The organism is Pseudoalteromonas sp. T1lg88 (genome assembly GCF_002964765.1).
GTDB lineage: Bacteria > Pseudomonadota > Gammaproteobacteria > Enterobacterales > Alteromonadaceae > Pseudoalteromonas.
The window spans coordinates 233,735-259,931 of sequence record NZ_PQCF01000007.1 but is presented as its reverse complement, the minus strand read 5'-3'; the positions used below and the strand labels follow the sequence as shown (position 1 = coordinate 259,931).

At 50.7% G+C, this 26,197-nt stretch carries 23 protein-coding genes and 1 tRNA gene; 12 read left to right on the top strand and 12 right to left on the bottom strand.

What is annotated here, in order from left to right:
* The first annotated feature begins 113 nt into the window (after nt 1-113).
* Together spoT and C2M34_RS05170 are read left to right on the top strand one after the other, a co-directional pair.
* Nucleotides 114-2,219: a bifunctional GTP diphosphokinase/guanosine-3',5'-bis pyrophosphate 3'-pyrophosphohydrolase gene (gene spoT / locus C2M34_RS05175; protein ID WP_105200275.1), complete on the top strand. Its 2,106-nt coding sequence runs from the start codon at nt 114-116 to the stop codon at nt 2,217-2,219.
* Nucleotides 2,220-2,228: 9 nt separating this feature from the next.
* Complete coding sequence (locus C2M34_RS05170; RefSeq protein WP_105200274.1) at nt 2,229-2,621, top strand: RidA family protein; 393 nt, start codon at nt 2,229-2,231, stop codon at nt 2,619-2,621.
* A 175-nt stretch (nt 2,622-2,796) separates the two neighbouring features.
* Here C2M34_RS05170 and asnA read toward each other — a convergent pair whose 3' ends face one another.
* Nucleotides 2,797-3,789, bottom strand: a complete 993-nt coding sequence (gene asnA / locus C2M34_RS05165; protein WP_105215220.1) for an aspartate--ammonia ligase — start codon at nt 3,787-3,789, stop codon at nt 2,797-2,799.
* Between the two features lie 159 nt (nt 3,790-3,948).
* Here asnA and asnC point away from each other — a divergent pair, with 159 nt between their 5' ends.
* The 3 genes from asnC to recG all read left to right on the top strand — a co-directional run bounded on the left by asnC (nt 3,949) and on the right by recG (nt 7,318).
* Nucleotides 3,949-4,407: a transcriptional regulator AsnC gene (gene asnC, locus C2M34_RS05160; protein WP_105200272.1), complete on the top strand. Its 459-nt coding sequence runs from the start codon at nt 3,949-3,951 to the stop codon at nt 4,405-4,407.
* A 75-nt stretch (nt 4,408-4,482) separates the two neighbouring features.
* A complete protein-coding gene (trmH, locus tag C2M34_RS05155; RefSeq protein ID WP_105258227.1) occupies nt 4,483-5,178 on the top strand; it encodes a tRNA (guanosine(18)-2'-O)-methyltransferase TrmH in 696 nt (231 codons plus the stop codon).
* A gap of 64 nt (nt 5,179-5,242) precedes the next feature.
* Nucleotides 5,243-7,318, top strand: coding sequence for an ATP-dependent DNA helicase RecG (gene recG, locus C2M34_RS05150; RefSeq protein ID WP_105214603.1), 2,076 nt, complete (start codon nt 5,243-5,245; stop codon nt 7,316-7,318).
* 50 nt (nt 7,319-7,368) lie between these two features.
* Here recG and C2M34_RS05145 read toward each other — a convergent pair whose 3' ends face one another.
* Complete coding sequence (locus C2M34_RS05145; protein ID WP_105258226.1) at nt 7,369-8,298, bottom strand: porin; 930 nt, start codon at nt 8,296-8,298, stop codon at nt 7,369-7,371.
* A 154-nt stretch (nt 8,299-8,452) separates the two neighbouring features.
* Nucleotides 8,453-9,310 carry a LysR family transcriptional regulator gene (locus C2M34_RS05140; RefSeq protein ID WP_105214608.1) on the bottom strand — a complete coding sequence of 286 codons (858 nt, stop codon included), beginning with the start codon at nt 9,308-9,310 and terminating at the stop codon, nt 8,453-8,455.
* Nucleotides 9,311-9,404: 94 nt separating this feature from the next.
* Here C2M34_RS05140 and maoP point away from each other — a divergent pair, with 94 nt between their 5' ends.
* The gene (maoP, locus tag C2M34_RS05135) at nt 9,405-9,779 is read left to right on the top strand and encodes a DUF413 domain-containing protein (protein ID WP_105200267.1); all 375 of its coding nucleotides are present in this window, start codon (nt 9,405-9,407) and stop codon (nt 9,777-9,779) included.
* 106 nt (nt 9,780-9,885) lie between these two features.
* Here the strand turns inward: maoP and rarD are convergent, their stop codons facing one another.
* Both rarD and C2M34_RS05125 read right to left on the bottom strand, forming a co-directional pair.
* Entirely contained in the window at nt 9,886-10,782 is an 897-nt protein-coding gene (gene rarD / locus C2M34_RS05130) for an EamA family transporter RarD (protein WP_105258225.1), read from the bottom strand.
* Nucleotides 10,783-10,841: 59 nt separating this feature from the next.
* Nucleotides 10,842-11,294, bottom strand: coding sequence for a thioesterase family protein (locus tag C2M34_RS05125; protein WP_105214612.1), 453 nt, complete (start codon nt 11,292-11,294; stop codon nt 10,842-10,844).
* A gap of 130 nt (nt 11,295-11,424) precedes the next feature.
* On the opposite strand from C2M34_RS05125, the gene recQ reads away from it, so the two are divergent.
* On the top strand, nt 11,425-13,242 hold the full coding sequence (gene recQ / locus C2M34_RS05120) for a DNA helicase RecQ (RefSeq protein WP_105214614.1): 1,818 nt from the start codon (nt 11,425-11,427) through the stop codon (nt 13,240-13,242).
* Here recQ and C2M34_RS05115 read toward each other — a convergent pair.
* On the bottom strand, nt 13,224-13,544 hold the full coding sequence (locus C2M34_RS05115; RefSeq protein ID WP_158681392.1) for a c-type cytochrome: 321 nt from the start codon (nt 13,542-13,544) through the stop codon (nt 13,224-13,226). The genes recQ and C2M34_RS05115 overlap by 19 nt on opposite strands.
* A 13-nt stretch (nt 13,545-13,557) precedes the next feature.
* Here C2M34_RS05115 and C2M34_RS05110 point away from each other — a divergent pair, with 13 nt between their 5' ends.
* The 3 genes from C2M34_RS05110 to C2M34_RS05100 all read left to right on the top strand — a co-directional run bounded on the left by C2M34_RS05110 (nt 13,558) and on the right by C2M34_RS05100 (nt 16,189).
* Nucleotides 13,558-13,848, top strand: a complete 291-nt coding sequence (locus tag C2M34_RS05110; protein ID WP_105258224.1) for a DUF3630 family protein — start codon at nt 13,558-13,560, stop codon at nt 13,846-13,848.
* A gap of 51 nt (nt 13,849-13,899) precedes the next feature.
* Nucleotides 13,900-15,561, top strand: coding sequence for a BamA/TamA family outer membrane protein (locus C2M34_RS05105; protein ID WP_158681391.1), 1,662 nt, complete (start codon nt 13,900-13,902; stop codon nt 15,559-15,561).
* Between the two features lie 73 nt (nt 15,562-15,634).
* Nucleotides 15,635-16,189 carry a mechanosensitive ion channel domain-containing protein gene (locus C2M34_RS05100; RefSeq protein ID WP_105214620.1) on the top strand — a complete coding sequence of 185 codons (555 nt, stop codon included), beginning with the start codon at nt 15,635-15,637 and terminating at the stop codon, nt 16,187-16,189.
* 32 nt (nt 16,190-16,221) lie between these two features.
* Here the strand turns inward: C2M34_RS05100 and C2M34_RS05095 are convergent, their stop codons facing one another.
* The 3 genes from C2M34_RS05095 to C2M34_RS05085 are packed head-to-tail and all read right to left on the bottom strand — an operon-like array spanning nt 16,222 to nt 18,609.
* Nucleotides 16,222-17,280: a succinylglutamate desuccinylase/aspartoacylase family protein gene (locus tag C2M34_RS05095; RefSeq protein ID WP_105200259.1), complete on the bottom strand. Its 1,059-nt coding sequence runs from the start codon at nt 17,278-17,280 to the stop codon at nt 16,222-16,224.
* A complete protein-coding gene (rimK, locus tag C2M34_RS05090) occupies nt 17,267-18,172 on the bottom strand; it encodes a 30S ribosomal protein S6--L-glutamate ligase (RefSeq protein ID WP_105200258.1) in 906 nt (301 codons plus the stop codon). The genes C2M34_RS05095 and rimK overlap by 14 nt, the downstream gene beginning before the upstream one ends.
* An 8-nt stretch (nt 18,173-18,180) precedes the next feature.
* Nucleotides 18,181-18,609, bottom strand: coding sequence for an ATP-dependent zinc protease family protein (locus C2M34_RS05085; protein WP_105200257.1), 429 nt, complete (start codon nt 18,607-18,609; stop codon nt 18,181-18,183).
* Nucleotides 18,610-18,789: 180 nt separating this feature from the next.
* Here C2M34_RS05085 and C2M34_RS05080 point away from each other — a divergent pair, with 180 nt between their 5' ends.
* Entirely contained in the window at nt 18,790-19,758 is a 969-nt protein-coding gene (locus C2M34_RS05080; RefSeq protein WP_105200256.1) for a zinc transporter ZntB, read from the top strand.
* Here C2M34_RS05080 and C2M34_RS05075 read toward each other — a convergent pair.
* The 3 genes from C2M34_RS05075 to C2M34_RS05065 all read right to left on the bottom strand — a co-directional run bounded on the left by C2M34_RS05075 (nt 19,736) and on the right by C2M34_RS05065 (nt 23,012).
* Entirely contained in the window at nt 19,736-19,948 is a 213-nt protein-coding gene (locus C2M34_RS05075) for a Rho-binding antiterminator (protein WP_105200255.1), read from the bottom strand. The two genes, C2M34_RS05080 and C2M34_RS05075, sit on opposite strands and share 23 nt — an antisense overlap.
* 128 nt (nt 19,949-20,076) lie before the next feature.
* Complete coding sequence (locus C2M34_RS05070) at nt 20,077-22,599, bottom strand: TonB-dependent receptor plug domain-containing protein (RefSeq protein ID WP_105258223.1); 2,523 nt, start codon at nt 22,597-22,599, stop codon at nt 20,077-20,079.
* Between the two features lie 338 nt (nt 22,600-22,937).
* Nucleotides 22,938-23,012: transfer RNA gene (locus tag C2M34_RS05065), tRNA-Arg, on the bottom strand.
* A gap of 740 nt (nt 23,013-23,752) precedes the next feature.
* On the opposite strand from C2M34_RS05065, the gene C2M34_RS05060 reads away from it, so the two are divergent.
* A complete protein-coding gene (locus C2M34_RS05060) occupies nt 23,753-26,188 on the top strand; it encodes a TonB-dependent receptor (protein ID WP_105258222.1) in 2,436 nt (811 codons plus the stop codon).
* Nucleotides 26,189-26,197: the final 9 nt, after the last annotated feature.

Genomic DNA, 26,197 nt, shown 5'->3' with positions numbered 1-26,197 from the left:
CGCATATAATGCTCTGTAAACGGCTGCATTTTCCTTGCAGCCGTTGGCTTTCCCCGCTTTTCATCGTATATTCACTTCTTAGTCTATTTCTCCTCGCCGTTTCCGGAGCGTGAATGTATCTCTTTGAAGGCCTCAAGAAAAAAATATCAGAATACCTAGCCCCCGAAGATGTGGCGCTAGTACAAAAAGCCTACGTCGTGGCCAGAGAAGCGCACGAAGGGCAATTTCGCTCAAGCGGCGAACCTTATATCACCCACCCCGTTGAAGTAACGCAAATCCTCGCCAACATGAAGTTGGATCATGAAACCCTGATGGCAGCTTTAATGCACGATGTCATCGAGGATACGGATTTTTCCCAACAGGACCTGGCGGGGATCTTCGGTGAAACCGTCGCCGATCTGGTCGAAGGGGTGAGTAAGCTCGACAAGCTTGGCTTTAAAGACAAAAGAGAATTCCAAGCGGAAAACTACCGCAAAATGATCATGGCGATGACCCAGGATATTCGCGTTATCCTGATCAAGCTGGCGGACCGCACCCATAATATGCGCACCCTAGGTGCCCTGCGTCCGGATAAGCGCCGCCGTATTGCCCGTGAAACCTTGGATATCTTTGCCCCTATCGCCAATCGCCTGGGTATCCACGATATTAAAAACGAACTTGAAGACTTAGGTTTTCAAGCTCTCTACCCGATGCGCTACCGCGCTTTAAAGTCGGAAGTAGCCAAGGCCCGCGGCAACCGTAAGGAAGTGATAACCAACATTCAAGGCGAAATAGAATCGCGCCTCAGCGAATGGGGTATTCACGCCCAAGTATCGGGCCGGGAAAAACACCTCTACAGCATCTACCGTAAAATGCTCAACAAGGAGCTGATGTTCAACGAAGTCATGGACATCTATGCATTTCGCATCGTGGTCGACAACATGGATACCTGTTATCGGGTACTTGGTGTGGCTCATAATCTGTATAAGCCCATTGAAACCCGCTTTAAAGACTATATTGCGGTGCCCAAAACCAATGGTTATCAATCCCTGCACACCTCGCTGGTCGGCCCGCACGGTATTCCCGTAGAGATTCAAATCCGCACCTTGGACATGGACCATATGGCCGACAAAGGGGTCGCGGCCCACTGGATGTATAAGAAAACCGGGGAAAACTCTGGTCATACGGCACAACAAAGGGCGCGCCAATGGATGCAAAGCCTGCTGGAGCTACAACAAAGTGCCGGCTCCTCGTTCGAATTTGTGGAAAACGTAAAAACCGATCTCTTCCCGGAAGAGATTTACGTGTTCACCCCGGATGGCCGCATCGTCGAGCTGCCCATGGGCGCCACCGCGGTGGACTTTGCCTATGCGGTGCACACAGATGTGGGGAATACCTGTGTCGGGGCGCGAGTCAATCGCAAACCGCATCCGCTGAGCAAGGCGCTGGATACCGGGCAAACCGTGGAAGTGATCACCAGCTCAGGGGCGCATCCAAATGCCACCTGGCTGAACTTTATCGTCACCGCCAAGGCGCGTTTGTGCGTGCGTAACTATCTGAAAAATCAGCGTCACGAAGAAGCCTTGCAACTGGGTCGCCGACTACTGGACTCGGCCCTTGGCGAGTATTCACTCGACAGCATCAGCAGCGAAACCATAAACCGGGTGCTCGAAGAGCATCAGGTCAATTCGATGTTGGAGCTGATGGTGGAAATCGGCTGCGGCAATATTATGAGCGTCTTGGTTGCCAAGCGCCTACTGCAAAGCGATGAAGCCGATTTAGATAAACTCGCCACCTCGACCAAGGCGGCGATCATAGGTACCGAAGGCATGTTGGTGAATTACTCCAAATGCTGCCGTCCGGTGCCCGGAGATGATATCGTTGCGTACGTTAGTCAGGGTAAAGGCCTGACCGTACACCGCCAGGAATGTAAAAATATTCGTGGCTGGCGCAACGAGTTATCAAAGTATTTCGTGGTGAAGTGGGAAGACAATTCGGAAAAAGAATATATCGCCACGCTGCGGGTGGAAATTATCAACCACCAGGGTGCCTTGGCTAAGCTCACCAGCTTAGTGGCCTCTACCGGAGCGAATATTGTCGAACTGCAAACCGATGAAAAAGAAAGTAACCTCTACGTAATAGACCTCGGCGTGACGGTGAAAGACCGTATTCACGTCGCCAATATTATGCGTCGCATTCGGGTAATGCCGGATGTGCAAAAGGTTTATAGAAAAAAATAAAGGAAAATCATGAACAAAATCATTATCTCTACCGAAAATGCCCCTTCGGCTATCGGTACTTATAACCAAGCCGTAAAAGTAGGCACTGCCGTTTATCTATCGGGCCAGATTCCACTAGTGCCAAGCACTATGGAAATGGTATCGGACGACTTTGCCGAGCAAACGCATCAGGTATTTAAAAACCTAATCGCCGTATGTGAGGCCGCCGGTGGTGAACTACAGGACATGGTTAAGGTAAATATCTTTTTGACCGACCTAAGCAACTTTGCCGTCGTTAATGAGATCATGAGCCAATACTTCAGAACTCCTTACCCAGCTCGCGCTGCTATCGGCGTAAAAGAGCTACCTAAGGGCTCACAGGTTGAAATTGACGGCATTATGGAATTACCGTCAACCAACTAAGTACTTTAGGCCATGGGGAAACTCATGGCCGCCTCTGCTGCACCTTCAATCTCCTGATAAACCTCTTCCAGTAAGACCTTGAAATCGGCGTACCTATATCCACCTTATATCTTGTAAATCACCAAGGGGAATAAAGGTTAAAGCCAGCGCCTGAGCTGACGCCGGCGGTTTTTCGTTACAGTAAAGCTTCGCGTTGCTTCACTTCTTCTGACCAGACACCAACCTGCACCTGACCTATATGGCTTTTTTGTAACAGCAGCATGGCCAGTCGCGATTGGCCTATGCCACCGCCTATGGTTTGCGGTAACTCCTTCGCCAGTAGCGCCTGATGCCAAGGCATGGCACTTTTATGGCTTTGCCCGCTGAGCTCGAGCTGAGTCAACAAGGACTCAGGACAAACACGAATTCCCATGGATGAAATCTCAAAGGCATCTTCAAGCACCTTGTTCCATACCAGGATGTCACCATTTAGGCCAGGTAGCCCTTCCTCTGCGGTGGTTGACCAATCGTCATAATCCGGTGCTCGCACATCATGGCGCAGACCATCGGCCAGCTTACCGCCGATACCAATTAAGAACACCGCACCTAAGCGCTTACAAATGGCACGCTCACGTTCTTTAGCGCTCAGATCAGGGTATTGCTGACGAAGTTTTTCCGCATGCACAAAGTGGATCTGCTCTGGCAACTGCGGCTCAATGCCAAACTCACGGGCAACATATTCTTCGGTGGCCTTCAGGGCGCCGTAGATGCTGGTCACAGTTTCTTTTAGTGAAGCCAGGCTGCGCTCGGTGCGCTCGCAAATCACCTTTTCCCAATCCCATTGATCTACATACACTGAGTGAATCGGACTTAGTCTTTCCTCATCCGGACGCAGCGCCTTCATATGAGTATAGATACCGGTGCCAACGCTAAAGCCATAGTCACCTAAGGTTTTGCGTTTCCACTTGGCTAAGGAATGCACTACTTCATAGCTTTGCTGTGGCAGGCTTTTCACCTGCACAGATACCGCTTTTTCATGGCCGCTTAGTTCATCCTGCAGACCATCGCCGACCTGGGCCAAAATAGGCGCCTGTACTTCGACTAGGTTTAAGGCCGTAGCCAGTTGCTGTGAAAAAATCTGTTTTACGGCACTAATTCTTTGTTGATGTTGAATAAATTCTTGGCTCATGGCTCTCATTCCCATTGCTGCTGATTGCTTCGTTATGAAAAACAATACCGCAACCAAATAAACATTCAACACCATCTAAAAGAAATAGCTTTACTTAAAAATAAAAATCAATTTAACTTGAAAATATTAGATTTCATTTAATTTAAGGCCTGTTTCACCATGACAAATTATCGATTCGATAATCTCGACAGATCCATACTCGGTGCCCTAATGACCAATGCCCGCACTCCTTATGCTGAATTGGCAAAACAATGCGGTGTGAGTGCCGGCACCATACATGTGCGTATAGAAAAGATGCGTCAGGCCGGGGTGATCACAGGCACTCAGGTCAGCGTTGATGCTAAACGACTGGGCTATGATGTCTGCTGTTTTATCGGCATAAATCTCAATAACGCCCGCGATTATCCACAGACTCTGGAGCGCTTGCGCGAGCTTGACGAAGTGGTCGAGGCCTATTACACCACGGGCAACTACAGCATTTTTATTAAGGTGATGACCCGTTCTATCGAGCACCTGCAAGACGTGCTGATCAACAAGATCCAGGCCATTGAGGCGATTCAGTCCACAGAAACCCTGATCTCCTTACAAAACCCCATTAATCGCAACGTTGCCCCTTAAGCGGGGTGCCGCTGGATTGCACTTGCCTGATTAGCGTATAATCCCGGCACTTTTTTATTGCAGTCGAATTGGGCCATGACCAACAAGCGTTACCACCGAGTAAAACAGGTATTAGACAGACGACAAACCGACCTCACAGTATGTTTAGACGAGGTACATAAGCACCACAATCTTTCCGCTATAGTGCGCACCGCCGATGCCGTGGGTTGTCATAATGTCCACGCGGTCTGGCCAAAAGAGCAACGTCGTCTCACCAATAACACCTCGGGCGGCAGTAAAAACTGGGTGGAAACCCATATGCACGACGATATCGACACCGCGGTGGCAAAAATCCGCGAGCAGATCCCAGGCGTGCAGTTGCTGGCCACCAACCTCAGCGATGATGCCGTCGACTACCGCGATATCGATTACACCCAGCCCACCGCGTTTATCGTTGGTCAGGAACGCGATGGTATTTCCGATAAGGCCCTGGCCCATGCGGATAAACACATAGTGATCCCCATGCGCGGCATGGTGCAATCCCTGAATGTGTCGGTTGCCGCCGCATTGATCTTGTATGAAGCCCAGCGTCAGCGCGAAGCCAAAAATTGCTACGAGCGCGATATGCTCGACCCGGGCATTAAACACAGATTATTGTTTGAAGGCTGCCACCCCATCATAGCCCAGCAGTGTAAAGAAAAAGGCCTGGCCTACCCGGCGCTGGACGACGAGGGCGAAATCATCGCCGATGAGACCTTCTGGAACACCTTACGTTACAAGCGAAAAGGTTAACTACTTGAAAGGCAACCCCTTGGATCAGTACACTTAGAGTATTACCGATTCAAGGACGCGCCCATTGTCGAGCCTCAACACTTACCCGATCACCGAACTTAAGGGCGTGGGCCCGAAAATGGCCGAGCGCCTCAATAGGCTCGGCATCAAAACCGTGCAGGACCTGCTACTGCATCTGCCGCTGCGCTATGAGGACAGAACTCGAGTAGTAGCCATCAATCAGCTACTGCCGCACACCCATGTCTGCATTGAGGCGACCATAGAAAACGCCAGCATCACCTTTGGCCGTCGGCGCATGTTGCTCTGTCAGCTCAACGATGGCACCGGACGCATTACCCTGCGCTTTTTCAACTTCTCTGCGGCACAAAAGAATGCCATGCAAACGGGTAAGGTGATGCGTTGTTTTGGCGAGGTGCGCCGTGGCAAGGCGGGGCTGGAAATGGCCCACCCGGAATACAGCATCAGCGACAGCGCCCAATCCTTACCGACCCAAACTCACCTCAGTGCCATTTACCCAACTACGGAAGGGCTTAAACAGTTATCCCTGCGCAACCTGGTGGAGCAAGCCTTGCAGGTATTGGCCCGCTCGCCCATTGAAGAATTACTCCCAGAGCAATACCGCCCTGCCGGATGGGCATTGAACGATGCCGTGCGTTATTTGCATGAGCCTCCCATAGACGCAAATATGCAGGCACTGGAGCTAGGCACTCACCCGGCGCAACAGCGCCTAGCCTTTGAAGAATTGCTGGCCCATAACCTAAGCCTATTGGCGTTAAGGCAAAAGGCGCAGGCACATAAAGCGGTCACCCTGGCGCCGACTCATGCGTTGGAGCAAGCCTTCTTAGCATCTCTGGGCTTTGCTCCTACCGGTGCCCAACAAAGGGTAGTGGCGGAGATCAAAACCGATTTGCAGCAGCCCTACCCCATGATGCGCCTGGTGCAAGGCGATGTAGGCTCAGGTAAAACCCTGGTAGCGGCACTGTCCGCCTTATGCGCCATTGCCGCCGGATATCAGGTGGCCCTTATGGCCCCGACCGAGATCCTCGCCGAGCAACATGCCCTCAATTTTGAGCGCTGGTTTAGCGAGCAGGGCCTGACAGTCACCCTGCTTGGCGGCAAAACCAAGGGTAAGGCGCGGGAGCAAATCCTCGGGGACATCGCCAGTGGTCAGGCGCAAATGATTATCGGCACCCATGCCCTGTTTCAAGAGCAGGTGCAATTTAACAACCTGGCGCTGATTATTATCGATGAGCAGCACAGGTTTGGCGTACATCAACGCCTGGCGCTGCGAGAAAAAGGCAAATTTGGCGACTGTTACCCGCACCAACTGGTAATGACCGCCACCCCCATTCCCCGCACCTTGGCGATGACAGCCTATGCCGACCTGGAAACCTCCATTATTGACGAGCTGCCCCCGGGACGCACACCTGTGACCACAGTCGCTGTGCCCGACAGTCGCCGTGACCATGTGATCGAACGGGTGCGCCATGCGGTGCAAGAGCACGGCCGCCAGGTGTATTGGGTGTGTACCCTGATTGAAGAGTCCGATGCCTTGCAATGCCAAGCCGCACAACTCAGTGCTGAAGAGCTGAGCGAGCGCCTGCCGCAATTGCGCATTGGCCTGGTGCACGGGCGTTTAAAGGCGGATGAAAAGCAAGACATTATGGCGCGTTTTAAAAACGGCGAGCTGGATGTACTGGTCGCCACCACGGTTATCGAAGTGGGTGTTGATGTGCCCAACGCCAGCCTGATCATCATAGAAAACCCGGAACGTTTAGGCTTGGCTCAACTGCATCAGCTGCGTGGTCGGGTCGGCCGCGGTGCCGCCGCTTCTCATTGTTTGCTGCTCTATCATGCGCCCCTGTCTCACACGGCGCAACAACGCCTAGGAGTGCTGCGTGATAGCAACGACGGTTTTGTGATTGCCGAGCGCGACCTTGAAATTCGTGGCCCCGGGGAGGTGTTGGGCACCAAGCAAACCGGCATGACCGACTTTAAAATTGCCGATTTAGAGCGCGATAAGGCCCTCATTGGGCAATTACGTCCCCTGGCCAAGCGCCTGCTGCATGAGCACCCGCAAGCAGCCATGGCATTAAGCCAGCGTTGGCTCGCCGGCCGTTCCAGCTACGCCCAGGCATAAAAAAGCCCCGGCAACCAAGGTTGTCGGGGCTTATCAATTTTAAGTCCGGCTTAGAACTTGTATTCGATACCTAGGCCTAGGTAATCTTCATCGTTTTCTGACGCATCGTCTTCAAACTTAGTGTAGAAACCGAATAGCTTAGTGTTTTTGTTGAACTTGTAGTCCACACCCGCAGTGATACCATTGCGATCTAGACCATCGAAGTCCATGGTTTGGTACTGAGCTTTAAGCACAGTTTTATCGATTGCGTAAGACGCGCTAACTAGGAAACCATCCGCGTCTTCACCGCCTTCAGCTGGCTCTTGAGTCTGGTACATAGCACCTAGTTTAAAGCCAGCTAGCTTAGTTTGTACCGTAGCACGAACAATGTCGTAGCCTTTAACGTCGCTGTCGGCAGCAACAGAGGCAAACAACTTGGTTTCTTTAAGACCTTGGTCACCGTATGTAAGGGCTACAGAGTAACCGTCATCGGCATCAACATCGTCTTCAGCGATGTAGCTGGCGATTAGCTTAACGCCACCATAGCTGTTTGAAGTATAAGTAACTGAGTTACCTAGACGGTTTTCACCTTTAAAGATGTTTTTGATATCGGCTTCAAGGTCGCTGAACAGGTCAACTTTACCTTGAGATTGCTTAAGCGCCGTGTCGTTACGACCAACAACTACCTGACCGAAGTTACCTTTTAAACCAACATATTGGTTACGAGCAGTAATGTTGTCATCGTCGCCTTTAGAGTCGGCGTCAGAAACATCTACCTGAAATTCAAACTTATAAACTACATCTAGGCCATCGCTTAGGTTTTCAGTACCTTTGAAGCCTAGGCGTGACGCATTACTTTTGATTTCAGTGAATGAACCTTCACCTTCGTCAGAAGACTGCATTGTTACATTGGCTTTACCGTAGATATTTACGTCGGCAAGCGCGTTGAATGATAGACCAGATAGTACCGCTACTACTAAAGCAGAAGGAGCAAATCGCATAGTTGTTTCCTCAATTAAAAAATCGCAACAAGTGTTTCAATGCGTGCAGTCTGCCAGCGGTAAATTACAAAAATATGACAGATGCAACTTAATGTTCAATAAACCGTCACCGGTATGAAACCAAAGCGTCATGCTTTTGTCTTAAATCACTTTTTTAGGTGACTTCTTCGCCCAGCAATTGTAGTTGCAACTGCAATTTTTCAATCAGATCTTTTTGTTCATTATCTTTATGGAAGGCAACGAAAATATCCCGTGAGGTTTGCGGTACCCCCTCTACTAAAAATAACTCGCCAGAGTCCAGATACTGCTGCGCCTGCACCCGGGGCACAAAGGCACTACCGCCACAACGCAGTATTAGCTCCAGGGCGATACGCCCGGTACTGGTACGAAAATAGGGCGGTGCCGAGTTAGCAAAGTTGCGGGCATGCCATAGGGAAAAGGCCGTACCCCAATCAACAAACACATACTGGTTATTGAAAAACGTCTCGGCGGTGGCGTCCGGATAGCTCGACAGCGGAATAATATCCAGAGTGCAAATGGGCTCCACCACCAATTCATCAACCTTAGGCAGATCAAACAATACAGCCAGATCCAAGGTACGTTCCAGCAGTAGTCGCGTGCTTTCCTGTTGGTTTTTCACCTCAGCCACCAGGGAGATCCCCGGCATGGCCGAGACCACATGGGCTATACCGAATTGCAAAAACGCATCCCAGATATTAGCGGTGCCACTGAGCGCCAATTGACGGCGCATATTATCGGCCAGGGCCACATCCAGCTTTGCCCGCTGCACCCCAGTGACAATCAATTTGGCATGGGGCAATAGGCGCTCCCCAGGCGGTGTCAGCTGAATATTATTACGCTGGCGTAAGAACAAGTTGACCCCTAGGCTTTGTTCCAGTTGGCGAATACGAAAGCTAACCGCAGATTGGGTAATGTAGAGATTTTCCGCGGCCCGGCCAAAATGGCGGGTGCGCGCTACTTCGATAAAGGTTTTAAGTAAATCGATATCCACTCGTTTTTATCCTCACGATAAAAATTTTTTGTTTAATAAAACCAAGCTTCTGTACCATACTCCAGCCGAAATCTCTTGTAAAAAGGAGTCTGCTATGACGGCCAATCAACTTGTCGAGTTACGCAAAGCGTTTCCATGTGATCATAAATTTTATAACGACGAAAAGTTTCCTCGTGGCTTTAGTCGCAGTGGTAACTTCACCTTGCTCGAGTCAGAAATCCTCGAACAGCATGGTCGTTTATTAAAAGCGTTGCAAGAAAAAACCGTAGAACCCAGCAACGACACCCAAGCACACTTCGTCGCGGCCACGACTGGGTTATCGACCCCAATCAACCCGATTGAAAATGCCTGGATTAAATACCTTAAACTCACCACCAGCAAGGCCAGATTCTTTACCTTGTTTGGTCGCAAGCGCAGCTACGACGCGCCTGAAGTGGAAGTTGAAACCGATGCAGATGACCTGGATTAATTCCAGGTTTTTTTTGCTCGGAATTTACACTTGAGAGCGGGTTTGTCTGCTAAGGCAGTGCTTGCTCTCGCCCACACTGCCTGGAACACAACTAAACTGCTGGCATTTATACGGCCAGGCGACGGCGGCCAAAGCGCCAAGAATCATAGCTAAAGATAACCAGCGCCACCCAGATACAGGCAAAGGTGATCATCCTCTGTACATCGAATACTTCGCCATAAAACAACACCGCCAGCATAAACATCAGGCTCGGACCTATATATTGGAAAAAGCCTATGGTGGTGTATTGCAAGCGCTTAGCGGCGGCGGTAAAGCACAATAAAGGCAAGGTGGTTACCACACCGGCACTGATCAACAGCAGATTAAGCTGCCAGCTGTTGCTGGTCAGATCCGAGCTTGCGGTGGGGGTCATTAAATACCAATAAATCAGTGCCGCCGGCAATAAAATCAGTGCTTCTAATAACAAACCGGGTAAGGACTCCACCGGCATTTTCTTACGGATCAAACCATAAATAGCAAAAGAGCCGGCCAAGGCAAAGGCCACCACGGGGAAGGAGCCGAAACTCAGCACCTGGATCAGCACCCCGGTGACCGCCAGGGCCACGGCGGCTAATTGCCAGCGGCGCAAGCGTTCACCTAAAAAGGTCACCCCAAGTAACACATTGAGTAGAGGATTAATGTAGTAGCCCAGACTGGCATCGAGCATATGATCATTATTCACCGCCCAAATAAACAGCCACCAGTTGAAACCCAATAAAGACGCACTCAGCAACAACATACTCAGGTATTTGGGCTTAGCTATAATGGCCTGCACCTTATGCCATTGCTTTGCCAGCGCGACGATCACCAGCAGAAATAACACTGACCAAATGATGCGGTGCACTAGGATTTCCAGCGCCGGCACCTGCAGCAGTTGCTTAAAGTAAACCGGGGCGAAACCCCACATAACAAAGGCTAATGCGGCAAAGAGCATGCCCTTTTTTTTCTCTGGATGGGACGACATAAGGGAACCATACTGACTAAAAAGCGTATTTTACGCGCGCACTTGGCGCAGAGCCAGCACTATCCGACTAAATAAGTACCTGTGCCATAAGCGATTTGCACTCCCAGTTCATTATGCAGCTCCATACGGCACACGCACACCTTATTACCGGAGCGGATCAACACGGCACTGGCGCTAAAACGCTCGCCCTTGCCGGGGCGTAAATAGTCGCTGCGCAAGTCTATGGTGCCCAAGGTAGCCAACCTGCTTTTCAAACTGGTAAGCGGCTCACCATCGAGCTTATCCACCACGGAAGCCGCCGCCAAAATTCCCCCTACCGTATCTAACAAAGAGGAGATCACCCCACCGTGTAAAATTCGTTGCTGGGGGTTGCCGATTAAATCATCCCGCCAGGGCATATGAATGCGCGCCGACTCGCCATCGAGATGAGTTATCTCTATACCCAACAACTGACTAAAGGGCATTTGCACAAAAAGCTGGGCTAACTGCTCATAGGCAAAGGATTTATCCATGGCATTCTCTAACTTGATAAAACTGGTAAGATGAGTTCATCCTAGCGCGAGATGAGTTTTTAAGCAAAGTTCTCGCCTTTAATGCTGCGGCTACAGACAAGGTCAATAAAAGACTCTAAAATAGCCCGCTATGAGCACTGTATCCGCATTATTCAACGAGCCAACACCAGAGCAAATACTGCAACAGGTCTTTGGTTATAGCCAGTTTCGCGACGGTCAACAGCAGGTGATAAACGCCGTGCTGGCGGCCCAGGACGCGCTCGTTTTGATGCCTACCGGCGGTGGCAAATCCCTTTGTTATCAAGTGCCGGCCATGTTATTGCCCGGGCTCACTCTGGTGATTTCCCCCTTGATTTCACTGATGCAGGATCAGGTCACTCAGCTTAATGCCCAAGGCGTTAAGGCCGCCTTTATTAATAACTCTCTGAGTCGTGAAGAGCAGCAACTGGTTTATCAGCAGCTCCATGATGGCGAGCTAAAGCTCTTGTATGTGGCCCCGGAAAAGGCGCTGCAATATGAGTTCCTCGAGCGCCTGAGTTATTTGCATTTAAGTTTAATTGCCGTCGATGAGGCTCACTGCGTTTCTCATTGGGGGCACGATTTCCGCCCCCATTATTTCCGTTTAAGCGAGTTAAAGCAGCGCTTTGCCCAGGTGCCCATGATGGCACTGACGGCCACCGCCGACAGCGCCACACGCGTGGACATAGTCAATCAGCTTGGGCTGATCTCCCCCTATATCCATATCGGTAGTTTCGACCGGCCCAATATTCGCTACACCCTGGAAGAAAAATTTAAGCCCTTTGCCCAGTTGCTGCGTTATCTGCGCACCCAAAGCGGACAGAGCGGCATCATCTATTGCACCAGCCGCAAACGAGTCGATGACCTGGCACAAAAGCTGAGCGAGTCCGGACTCAACGTCGCCGGCTACCACGCGGGCATGAGCAACGAGTCCCGCCATTTTGTCCATAACGCCTTTGCCAAGGATGATATTCAAATCGTGGTCGCCACGGTTGCCTTCGGCATGGGCATCAATAAACTCAATGTGCGCTTTGTGGTGCATTACGATATCCCCAAAAATATCGAGTCTTACTACCAGGAAACCGGCCGTGCCGGGCGTGACGGGTTGGCCGCCGAGGCCATTATGTATTTCGATCCTGCCGATGTGCCCAGGGTAAGACGCTTTTTTGAAGATATCGAAGACGAACAAAGACGCCGGGTTGAAGAGCAGCGCTTTAATGCCATGGCCAGCTTTGCCCAAGCACAAACCTGCCGCCGGCAAATCCTGCTTAACTACTTTAGTGAATATCAGCGCGAAGCCTGTGGCAACTGCGATATTTGCCTTAACCCGCCGCAACGTTTTGATGGCACCTTAGTAGCGCAGCAGGCGCTTTCTTGTGTCTATCGGGCCGGTCAGAGATTTGGTTTGGGTTATATCGTTGAATTACTGCGCGGCGCCAATACCCAGCGTATTCGCGATTTAAACCACCATACCCTGAGCACCTATGGCATAGGCAAGGATCACAGCAGCGAATACTGGCTCAGTATCCTGCGCCAACTGGTGCATCAGGGCTTGCTGCATCAGGATATCAGCCAGGGCTCGATATTATGCCTGACCGAGGCGGCGCGACCGGTACTCAAGGGCGAGTACCAACTGCAACTGGCCGAGCCACGGCTGCAGGCCCAGCACGTATCTCAGGATAAGCTGGCACAGTTTAACTACGACAAGAAGCTTTTCGCCAAATTGCGCGCCTTGCGTAAGCAACTTGCCGACGAAGACGATGTGCCGCCCTATGTGGTCTTTACCGATAAGACATTGGCGGAGATGGCACAATCTATGCCCACCAATGACACAGAGTTTTTAAAGGTTTCCGGAGTCGGCTTTAGCAAGTTAACTAAATATGGTGGCGCCTTTATGACACTGATCCGCAATTACTTATCGGCGGAATAATCCGCTTGTTGAGCCCCGTCAGCATAGGGCTGACCATAAAACCTGGCCAGTTTATCAATTTGCTGCTCGGTTAAGGATGCGGCAATGGCCGACATCAGGGCATGACGGCGCTTACGCGCACGGTAATCGAGTAACTGCTGGCGCAAATAGGCAACATGTTGGCCTTTTAAATGCGGCGTGTCGGCACTGCGGGCAATACCATCAAGACCGTGACAGCTCTGACAGCGAGCCGCCAAAGGCTCGGCATTAACTTCAAAAGCCAGCAATAAAATCAAGATGAAGTAACTATATTTCATATACATAGAGAGTAAAAAAGTGACCACTCTAAGTCTAGACCGAGATCATCAGGTAATCATCATTAATCCAGATATCATGCCAGAAGCGGATGAGTTCGACTTTTGGGGCCATATTTTTCTGCATCAGGATGAAATTAGCATCGGCGAATTTTCCAAGGGCGCCGACCGCCATATGCTGCGCTTTCATTACCGCAATTGCCCTTTTGAGCTGCACTTTGAGTATTATGGCGATAATCTGTGGATCGCTGCCAGTGGCGCACAGTCCGAGCTACTTCTGGAAAATTTAACGGATTATTTGAGCGCAAGTTAACGCTTTGTGCAGTAGACTGAAATGACGGAAGCTAAAAAAATAGTGAGTTAGATGAAACGGCTGGCGGTGATTTTAGGGATCTTAGTGGCGGCGCAAGGACAGGCTCTGGCACAGTGTAAAAGTGAACATCTAGCACCCGATTCAGAGCAATTGCTATCGCGACAACTTGCAGATAAACAGCCATTACCCGATGCCGATGGCAAACGCCAAATCGGCAGCATTCGCTTTATCCAAAACAATATTTTCGATACCAAACTGCCAAGCGAAGACAATTGGCTGTTTCACCTAGCCAACAAGATGCACATTATGACCGAGCCGCAGGTGTTGAAAAACATTCTGCTGTTCAGTGAAGGCGACCTCTATACTCCCGAATTATTGCGTGAATCCGAGCGTCTGCTGCGCCAACAAGGCTATTTATACGACGCTCAGATCAGCGCTACCGAACGCTGTGAAAAATATGTGGATGTGGTGATCACCACCCGCGAGCTTTGGACTCTGCTGCCGGAGATCAGCTTCAGCCGCAGCGGCGGCGAAAACCGCTCCACCTTTGGGTTTCGCGACAGCAACTTTTTAGGCTGGGGTAAACGCCTGTCTTTGGTGCGCACCAATGATGATGAACGCAGCGGCTACGAATTTACCTATGCCGACCCCAATATTTTCGGCAGCCGTTACCAGGGCCGCCTCGAATATGCCGATAACAGCGACGGCGAACGCCATTGGCTGGCCCTGAGTTATCCCTTCTATTCATTAGATACTCCATACAGCTACGGCTTTGCCAACGGCAGCAATAAACGCGATGAAAAGCTCTACGACAAGGGCGAAACGATCAGCGAATTTTCTCAGGAAACCAGTAGCAGCGAGGTGTTTTTTGGCCTCGCGCGACGCCCGGCAGAGCACTGGACTCAGCGCATACGTTTTGGCTACCGTTACCATAAAGAGCGCTTTTACGAGCTTGCCCAAACCTATGTGCCCATCGCCACGGAGCGCACACTTTCTTACCCCTATATCGACATTAGCTGGTTCGAAGATGACTTTGTTAAGGTGCATAATATCGACACCATAAGCCGCACCGAAGACTTGAATCTGGGTTGGCAGATCCATACCCAACTCGGCTACTCGCCCAGCACCTTCAGCGACGATGCCAGTCGTTATGTACTTAAACTCAATGTGCGCCGCAGCCACTATATCAGCCAGCAAAGCTTATGGCGCTGGTCGCTCGGCCTTGATGGCACCATCCGCGAGCGAGATTTTGATGCCGAGAACCTCTTCTTCGGCGCTCAGGCCGAATACCTCTTTAACAGTGACGATGCCCAGTCCTGGTATGTGAAGGCGCAGGTGGATGCCGCCGAAGGACTGACCGCGGATCAACAACTTGCCCTTGGCGGAGAAACCGGCCTGCGTGGCTATCCGCATCATTATGATCTCGGTGACCGGCGCGCCCTTTTTAGTGTTGAAAAGCGCTATTACTGGCAATATAACCTTTGGCAGTTATTTAGCGTTGGTGGCGCCCTCTTTTACGATGCCGGTCAGGCCTGGTTTCATGACAACCAGGAAAACGCCCATTTTCGCCATAATTTTGGCTTCGGCTTACGCCTGGCTCCGAGCCGTGCTAATGCCGGCGCGGTGATCCACCTGGATGTCGCCCGCCCCATCAACCGCAGCGACGATGTCGACCCGCTGCAGTGGCTGGTGAGTGTGAAAAAAACCTTCTAACACACTTTGTTGCTTCAATATTCCATGCTATATAGCTGCTTTTAATGCTTCCTTTATTTTGTAGGAAAAAACGGTGTCGCTACTGGAATTAGTCAGCCAAAACTATAAATGGATCATCACCTTGGGAGTGCTATTGCTCTTCCCTCTGCTGGTGCGCTTACAGCAAAAAATATTCGATAGAGCCATTAAGGGGCGCGTCGACCCACACCGCAAACAACGGGCGCAATTGCTGCTTAAGGTATTACTGGCCATAGTGCTGAGCTGTGTGCTACTGGTGTTTTGGGGCATAGAACTGCGCGGCCTGCTGGTGTTGGGTTCAAGCCTGTTTGCCATGCTTGGCGTGGCCCTGTTTGCCGGCTGGTCACTGCTTTCCAACCTGACCTCATTCTTATTGATGTTTGCACAAAACGACTACCGCATCGGCTACTGGGTCAAGGTGATCGATGGCGCCAATTTTGTCGAGGGGCGTATTGTTGAAATGGGGCTGATGAATGTAGTGCTTGAGCATGTCGATGGTCATAGGGTGCTCTACCCCAACAACCTCTTTGTTACCCGTCCGGTGATGGTGCTCAACAAGGCTCCACTCAAAGCCAAGCCGATACGCAAAATACTTGGCCCGAAAAAATAAAAAAAATAAGCGCCTAAAGGCGCTTATTTTTATCAGTTATTGAGCTCGGCTGTTTTCAGCTCATCTTCCATATCGCTGATCTCATCGATAAACGTTTCCAATTGCTGCTCAACAATGGCGTTAGCATGGGCAAAATAAGCCAGATGGAATACCGCATCGCCCTCATTGACCAGCGGCAAGGTTTGCTGACCAATCACAATACCACTGCGCGGTGCAACAACAGCGCACTCGGTATCACCAAGCGGGCTGTTGATATAGGCCAAAACCTGACCCTGACGCACCCGCTCACCGAGCGATACCTGAGCACGAATAATGCCGTCGGTTTCGGCACGGATCCAACTGGTGGCCGAGGCAATCACAGGCTCCGCCTGTTTACGTACCCGCTTGCCGCGCATCATACGCAGCTTACGCATGACGTTTTCCACCCCTTGCACGCCAGCGGCAATAGCAATAGGGTCAAAGCGCAGCGCCTCACCGGCTTCATAGGTGATCACTGGAATACCACGGGCCGCCGCTTCGGAGCGCAGTGAACCGTTGCGCAAGGAGGCATTGATCACCGCCGGAGTACCAAAAGCATTGGCTATTTTAGCGGTTTCATCATTGCTCAAGTCGGCACGAATTTGCGGTAAATTAGTGCGGTGCAGAGCACCTGTGTGCAAATCAATAATATGACTGCAGTGCACAGCCACCTCGTTAAAAAAGGTGTTGGCCATGCGCCCGGCCACAGAGCCACGAATCGAGCCGGGGAAACTGCGGTTTAAATCACGACGATCAGGTAAATAGCGCGACTTGTGAATAAAGCCGAACACATTAACTACGGGCACGGCAATCAAGGTGCCACGCAGCTTGGCGACATCCACCTTGGCCAGGGTTTGCCGCACTATTTCCACCCCGTTAAGCTCATCGCCATGAATGGCGGCACAAATTAACAAGGTCGGCCCAGGCTCAACGCCGTTGACCACTTCTAAATTAATGGTCAGGGGTGAGTGGGTGTACAACTTGGCCGCTTCGAGTTCAAAGACGCGGCGCTCTCCGGGAGCAACCTGCTCCCCTAATAAAGTAAATGGCGGATTTTTCTTAGCCCTTGCCACGGGTTCTAGTCCTCTTTGCTTTCGCGTTCTTTTCAATAAATTGAATGATCATGCTGGCAATGTCTTTACCTGTCGCCACTTCAATACCTTCTAAGCCAGGTGAAGAGTTTACTTCCATCACCAAGGGGCCGCGCTCCGAGCGTAGCAGGTCAACACCGGCCACATTCAAGCCCATGGCCTTGGCCGCCGCCACCGCGGTTTTACGCTCTTCCGGAGTAATGCGAACCAGGCTGGCACTGCCGCCGCGGTGCAGGTTAGAGCGGAATTCACCCTCTTGGGCCTGACGCTTCATCGCCGCAATAACGCGATCGCCAATAACGAAACAACGAATATCTGCGCCGCCGGCTTCTTTAATGTATTCCTGTACCATGATGTTGGCTTTAAGACCCATAAAGGCCTCAATTACGCTTTCCGCCGCCTTGCGCGTTTCCGCAAGTACCACGCCAATACCCTGGGTGCCTTCAAGCAGCTTGATCACCACGGGTGCGCCGCCAACCATTTCCAATAAGTCTTTTACGTCATCGGGTTTTGATGCAAACCCGGTTACCGGCATACCGATCCCTTTGCGCGACAATAATTGCAAAGAGCGCAGCTTATCGCGCGAGCGAGAAATGGCGACCGATTCATTAACCGGATACACGCCCATCATTTCAAACTGGCGTAATACCGAGCAACCATAAAAGGTTACCGAGGCGCCGATACGCGGAATAATGGCGTTAAAACCTTCAAGTTTTTCACCCTTGAAGTGAATTTCCGGCTCCTGTGAATTGATGTTCATATAACAACGCAGCGCATCCAACACTTGCACCTCATGACCACGCTTTTCAGCCGCTTCAATAAGGCGGCGAGTGGAGTAGAGGTTTTTGTTGCGCGATAAAATACCAATTTTCATAGTTATCCTTATAACTTTGTTTGGTGTGAGAGCTCTGGGTCAACCACAATGCGGCCCACCATGGCGGTGCGCCCTAGCAACATACGAAACTTCATGGTGTCGCGGTTGGTCAGTGTTGCTTCCATAGGCCATTGTTGGCCATCAATACTCAATAAAGTTTCAATCACATAACGCATTTCGCTATGGCCGCCAGAATCGGTGACGGTACGCTCATCCTTTACTTTAGCTTGGCACTGAATTTCGGTTTCGACATCCTCTTGATTGGGATGCACCCAAAAACGCACCCACTTTTCGCCATCCTGCATATAAGGTTCAACCTTAAATGCGTGAATACAAGAGGTGCGAGCACCGGTATCTACTTTAGCTTTGATCTGTTCGATCCCTAACTCGGGCAACGCAACCCACTCGCGCCAACCTACTAATATTCTGTTTTCCATAATGGCTACCGGTTCAGTGCTCCGACTAGGAGCAAGTTGTTAAAGATCCGCTTTATACGGTAATTCACTTCAATTGACAGTGAAATTATTTACTCGCGTCGATTAATATAATTGATTGACCTATATAAACTTGTAGTCAAGGATAGAAGAAAATAGCAACAACAAAAAGCGAATTTCCCCATGAGTGCATTAATCCATGCCTTAGTACTCGACGGCCAAGGCGGCGTTAGCAAAGAACTGACCAATATAGACCAAGTCAGCGCCTGGCAACGTAGCGACGGATTACTGTGGCTGCATCTCGACTATTGCTTTGATGAAGCCAAAGACTACCTTAACTGCATTAATTTAAGTGATTTTGCCTATCAATCATTACTGGCCGATGAAACCCGCCCGCGCATGGTAGCCGACGACCAGGGTACCCTGATGTTTTTGCGCGGCGTTAACCTGAACCCGGCACAAACTCCGGACGATATGGTGTCTATTCGCCTTTATGTCAGCGAGCAGGTGATTGTCTCCACCCGCCACCGTCGCCTGCTTTCGGTCAGCGCCCTGGCGGATTCGTTGCGTGCCGGCCAGGGACCCAAGGACGCCTCTTCGCTTATTTGCCAACTGAGCGAAAATCTGACTTCACGGATGCAGGACGTTATCGACGAACTTGAAGACAAGCTCGACCAGTTTGAGGAGCAGGTAGATGGCAGCAACAAGCCCCATGATCATAATGCACTCTCCCAGGTGCGCAGACAGACCATAGGCTTAAAGCGCTATATCCGCCCGCAAAAAGACGCCCTGCGCGCCCTGCTAACGCAGCAGCCAAGCTGGCTCCAAGACGAGGATTGCTCGCGCCTCAGCGAAACTATTAACCATCTGGTGCGCTATTTAGAAGAGCTGGATATGAATATTGAGCGCGCACAAATTATTCAACAAGAGGTTTCCAGTTTGGTTTCCGATCAGTTAAATAAGCGCATGTATGTGATGTCAGTGGTGGCGGCGCTGTTCTTGCCCTTGGGCTTTTTGACCGGCCTGCTGGGGGTCAATATCGGCGGCATACCGGGTACAGAGTCCGATGCGGCTTTTGCCATTTTCGTCATTGCTCTGGTCGCCCTGACCGCCTTGATTGCCGTTTATTTTAAGCTAAAGAAATGGCTTTGATCTGATCAAGACGCACACTTTCGTGGTTGCTAAAGTGCAGCCACTCGCCCTGGCCGCTGATGATTCCTACGTCTTCGGCCTGAGCACAAAACTGCTCACCGCTGTGCAAAGTTACCGCCACCTTATTATGACGCATGCAAAAAATCTCGATCAGGTCATGCTGCTCGCAGGAAATAGGCGTATAGCTCAAAGCCTTCCCCTCCCATTAATCAAATAACTCATCTCTATATAGCCTAACCCCCCTGCTTTTGACAGCCCGACCTTGGCGGCGACAAGAAAAAGGGGCTCATTGAGCCCCAGAATATTGCTGTTCGTTTATTAAAAACGGTAGGTGATATTACCGTAGATAAAGCGCCCATCCAGGCTGTACGGGGCAAAAGGCGTATACGGGAAGATCTGATTAAAATCAGACTGGCCGACATTATCCACAGTGGCCTGCGGATATTGGTCGAACAGGTTATTGGCGCCTAAAGCCAGCTTCCAATTGGCATCAGGGTGATAAGCCACTTCCAGGTCGGTCAGCCATTTCGCATCCAGATATTCGTCACGCTCCGGCTGTGAGGAAATATCCGCCACCTCACCGTAGCGAGTGAGGCGTAAAGTGGTTTGCCACTGGCCCAGGTTCCAAATCGCTGCCAGGTTTAATTTGCTGTCCGGGGTGCCCTCTTCAAAGCGGCCGATTTCACGGCGGGCAAACAGCTGATAGCTCTCGCCCAGTGAGTCCAGCTCTTGCGGATTGTCTTTAACGGATGTGATTTCGGTGTCGTTAAAGTTCGCCGCCGCGCTTAAACGCATATCGCCCCAGCTTGCCAAATCAAGCTGATAAGTAGCGACTATATCCACGCCCTGGGTGCGCGAGTCTATGGCATTGGTGAAATAGCGCACACTTTCAACATTGGCTTCGCCTGCGGCCGCTAGGATAGCAGCCACTTCGTCGCCTTCGAGGTTTTCCGAAAGCACGATGCGATCGTCGATATCGATACGATAAGCATCCAGGGTCAGGCTAAAGGCACCACGGTTATAGATAAAACCAGCTGTGATATTGACCGACTCTTCAGCTTCCAAAGGCTCAGCGCCCAGAGCTTGTGCCGCGACGGTATCTGCTGGGAACAAACCTATTTCAAACGGCTTGTTATTCTCCAGCACGGTTGAGATCTGGCGATATGAGCTTTGTGCCAAAGACGGCGCACGGAAACCGCTGCTGATGGCGCCGCGCAGGCTCAGGTTGTCGCTAACGCTATAACGGCTTGCCAGTTTCGCGGTAAAGGTGCTGCCAAAGTCGCTGTAATCTTCCAAACGACCGGCCAAAACCATATTCCAATCATCGCTTAGATAGGTATCGAATTCCGCAAACAAGGCCATATTGTAGCGGCTTTCATCGGTCACGCTGGCAGGGCTAAAACCAGGCAGAACCTGAGCACCACCGGCTCCCAATGGAGCACCATTGCTGTCAACAGCGGTAATGTAAGAGGCCTCTTCGCCTTGCTCGATTTTATAGCCTTCACGACGGTACTCGGCACCGATAGTGAAAAACACATCATCATTTAGACCCAAATCAAGCACGGTGCTGGCATCGGCGTTAACCAACCATTGGTCATACACCAGGGCGCCGTTATCGAACTCACGCGGGCTATTAATACCCAGCGAGGTATTAAGGCTATTGCTGACGCCGAAGGCAAAGTCGTTGCGACCATAGTTGCTGCTGATATCCCAGCTCCAGTCGCCGCTTTCCCCTTCCAGTCCAAGGGCCAGGGCATAGTCTTTCACTTGGGTATCGATTTGTGGCAAGAAACCATCGGGGTAAAGCTCAGTCACATTGCGGTTATCCTTGGCGCGGCGATAAAATCCGCCCGAGTTCCCCTCACGCTCCGAGTAGCTGCCAAAGGCATATAAGCTGTAGCCCTGGTCTAACTCATAGCCGCTATTGATAAACAAGGCGACATCTTCAAGCGCTGCCTTGCCGAAGCGGTGGTTATATCTGTCTATGGTAAATTCACGCGGGTCCAGACTGCCATCCTCAAGACGGGCATACTGCTCGCGGGGATCGAAACCAGAGCGCAGGGTCGGCTCATGGTCGCGGTATTCTAAGGCGATATTCACAAAGCCATCATCCCCTAAGGCCAAGCCGGTGTTGGCACTAAAGGTGCGATTGGTGCCATCGTTAATGCGGCGGTCGTCGCCGGTTGCAAAGGCTAGGTTGCCATTATTATCGGCGTAGGCACTTTCAAGCTGCGGCACACCAGCCATTTGCGTATCATATTCACCGTAGGTAGCGCTGATGCTGCCGCCTTCATCGGCGTCCTTCAGCACTATATTGATCACCCCGGCTATGGCATCCGAGCCATATTGAGCGGCGGCGCCGTCGCGTAACACTTCAACACGCTTAATGGCGGCAACTGGGATCATATTCAAATCCACCGCAGTCGAGCCACGGCCTACAACACCGCCCAGACTTAATAAGGCGCCGGCATGACGACGCTTACCATTGACCAGGACTAGGGTATGATCCGGTGCCAAACCACGTAATACAGCGGGGCGGGCATGATCTGTACCATCGGATAAGGTGGCACTGGGGTAGTTAAAACTCGGCACCTGAGTGGCCAAAACCTGACTGATCTCCAACTGACCCGTGCTGGTCATATCATTACTGGTGATCACATCCACAGGCACTGTACTCTCGCCCAGGCTACGTAGGCTGCGGCGAGTACCAGTCACGGCAATCACTTCCATATCCTGCTCTGCCACATTGCCGTTTGGCGCCGTAGCAGCAAGGCTTGGCGCACTGCCCAATGCCGATGCGATAGCCAGGCTTAAAGCCAACTTATTGGTTGTAAAAGTCATGAGAACCCCTCGAATACTGGAATGTGCAAGTAAAAAAGGGGGCAATCATACGTAGCCGTTTCGGTAACAGCAAATAGCAAAATAAGCTAACTTATTCACCTAAACAAGCACTTAATAACACCTTGTTTCATTGGTAAAGAAAGTGCTAAAAAGGCGCTATAAACATGCAAGAAAAAACAGTTTGAGTTTGTTTTTTGGGCAGTTTTAATACGCTTGACAGTTCAATATCTTGCGTCGTCATAGCCACAAGACCAGGAGTTAGCGCTAAGCAAATATCCGAGCAAGCACATACATAGGAACCAAGGTAAAAAATCAGAAGGTATAAAGACAAGTAATAATGGCGCTCTCGGCAGGGATCGAACCTGCAACTTGGCCTCCGGAGGGCCACGTGATATCCATTTCACCACGAGAGCTTTACCAATTCACTTAAATAGCTAATCATTCTAGCGGGCTAAATATCTGCTTACATACTTAACAGAATTGGCATTAGTCAGCACAGGGGATTGCGCCAACTGCGCCTATAGTAATGGCATCCCTTGGGAAATACCAGCCCTCGCGAATCGGATGGCGATAATTTATTCAGTAGCAAAGTTACACCCGCCTGGTCCATAGGCGCAGGCTTCAGACTCAAATAGCTGGATTGCCCAGCTTGACTTCACCCCGCCGCCTTTTTGCTAAAAACCCACTGCCAAAAAGCGCGTGCAATAGTCACTATTGCCAATAAAACAACAAGTTAATTATGCAGAACAGGCTGGTTTTAAGCATTTTTATGCTCCTAGCCTGGCAAGCTACAAAAAAACAACAAAATAACCACAATATATTGACTATAAAAATCTATAATTTGAATTTTAATTCTATATAATTGCATTAAAATTCAAATTATCTTTATTTACGAGTTAAAAAGCCCGCTTACATGTCAGATGGCAAGATCCCCTTTTAACATGCAAGCCCTGCTTTTATAGCAATATCACGCAAAAAAATAGCGATTATTTTTGCACAAAAATGCACAAAACTCGGCAAATAAAGAATAAAAAGGCACGATAGCTGAATATTAATTTTCGTCCCTATTTTAAAGGGTTGTTTAATTATTGTTAACGTGCTTTTTATTAATGGCAAATTACATTGCTATATCAAGATCACAGGGTAATACAACATGGGTAAATTTAAGCCAACACTACTGGCTACGGCCATTGCCGGCTGCTTATGTGGCCACGCCAACGCCGAGCAAGCCAATAGCGAAATCAAACAAGAAAAGGCATTGGAAGTCATTCAAATTACCGCGACTCGTCGCAGCGGTTCGGCGCAAGAAGCGCCGCTTAACATCACCGCCATGGATGCCGATGTGATGAAAGATCAGAATATAGCCCAGCTCGAAGACGTGGCGCGCTGGGTACCAGGCCTGACCATTACCGATCAGGGCGGACGTGAAGGCTCGCCTATCATAGTGCGCGGCTTAAACACCAACTCGTCGGAGCGTGCCTCCGACAGCGGCACAGTGGCCACCTATTTGGGTGAAATCCCCCTTAATATCAATTTACGCCTTACCGATGTGGAGCGCGTCGAAGTCCTGATCGGCCCACAAGGCACACTTTACGGTGCCGGAACTTTGGGCGGCGCCATTCGTTATATGCTTAAGGCACCAGTGCTGGATATCACCGAAGGGCAAATTAGCGGCGACCTGTTTACCCTGTCACAAAGCGATGGCACCGGCGGCGAAGCGGGTTTTGTATTTAACACCCCTCTCATAGAGGATGAACTGGCTCTGCGCGCCAGCGTGAATTATTACCACAACCCGGGTTATATGGATTACAACTTCGTAGTGCGCGAGCCTGGCGTGTCTCTGCCCGACCCAGATTGGAACAATGCCGACGAGGTTAAGGCCAACCTTAAGCAGGTTGAAGATGCCAATGATGAAGACATCACCACGGCGCGCCTGTCCTTACGTTGGGCTCCAAATGAAGTCTTCGAGGGCACCCTGAACTACTTCTATCAAAAGCAGGAACACGGCGGCAACTCGATCACCCAGTACGGCAGCATCAGCCCGGATAACCCCATTCACGATCTAGTCGGCAAATACGACTCTGCCTATCGTGTTGAAGAGCCCAATGAGCAAGAAGATGAATTGCTTAGTCTGGAGCTCAAAGCCGATTTGGGCTTTGCCGAGCTGGTTTCGGCCTCAGGCTGGTCTAGCTATGAGCAAGAAGGTCAGCGCGATCAGACCGATCTGCTTTACGATATCTGGACCGGCTACGCCAACTTCCCTGCCTTTGTCGATTACACCAAGGACACCAGTGAGCAAGACAGCTTTACCCAGGAGCTGCGCCTGGTATCCAGCCACGACGGCCCGTGGAACTGGATTGTTGGCGCTTACTACAACAAGTTTGAAAGCAAGTCGGACGACAGGGAATATGCTCCTGGCTTCGATAACTTCGACTATGGCAGCGATATTCCCAATATCGAACCGGACCTGGAATACATAGCTATTTTTGAGTCAGATACCACGGAAAAAGCCCTGTTTGGCGAAGTAGGTTATGCCTTTAACGATCAGTTCAACATTACCTTAGGCGCACGTTTTTACGAGTATGAAATCGACTCTAAATCAGGTTCGGCAACGCCCCTGTATGATGCCTGGGATGATGTTTTCTATGCCTCACGAGCGGATGTTGAGCTAGAGCCAAGCAGCGCCGAAGATGACGGCAGCCTGTTTAAGTTCAACGCCAACTACACCTTCGACAACGGCTTGGTCACCTACTTCACCATTAGTGAAGGCTTCCGCATCGGCGGCAGTAATGGCCTGGAGTCGTGCCCTGAGCAGCTACCGGAACAGCAAATCGTCTGTGCCCTGCCCAACGAAATGGCCTACAAGCCAGACACCACCACCAACTATGAGCTGGGCATTAAATCAACCTGGCTACGTAATAAGCTGCACTTCAATGCGGCGCTGTTTAGCGTTGACTGGGACGATGCGCAAATTCAGTCGACCACGGTCAATGGTCAGGAGATTATCACCACCAACGCCGGCTCGGCACGCTCTCAGGGTGTTGAGTTATCTACCCGCGCTATTTTGGGCGATAACTGGACCCTCTATGCGACCTACGCCTATGCCAAGGCCGAGCTGACTGAAGATGCGCCCATGTTGTTTGATGTATATGAGCCAGACCAGGCTTATTACGACGGCGCCGATGGCGACCGCCTGCCGGGCTCGCCTGAGCATCAAGCATCTTTAGGGGTCAGCTATGAAAATGAAGTATTTGGCGACAAGTTGTTAAACATCAACTATGGCCTGACCGCACAAAGCGATGTCTATACCAAGGTGGGCCTTAAGGCCGATGGCGAAGTGCTGCCGGGCTATGCTCTTAGCAACCTATCCGCGAAAATCTCGGGAGATATGTGGTCGGCTACCCTGTATGTGGACAACCTGTTCGACAAGTATGCCTTTACCTCGACTCGTCGTGATAAATCCTGGGCGGGCATGGCACGTTATGAAGACCAAAACCATGCCTTGCCAGAGTTGCAGCGGGTGTACGGTCACTACATCACCACGCCACGCACCATAGGCATGAAGTTTACCTATAACTTCGAGCTGTAATACACTAAG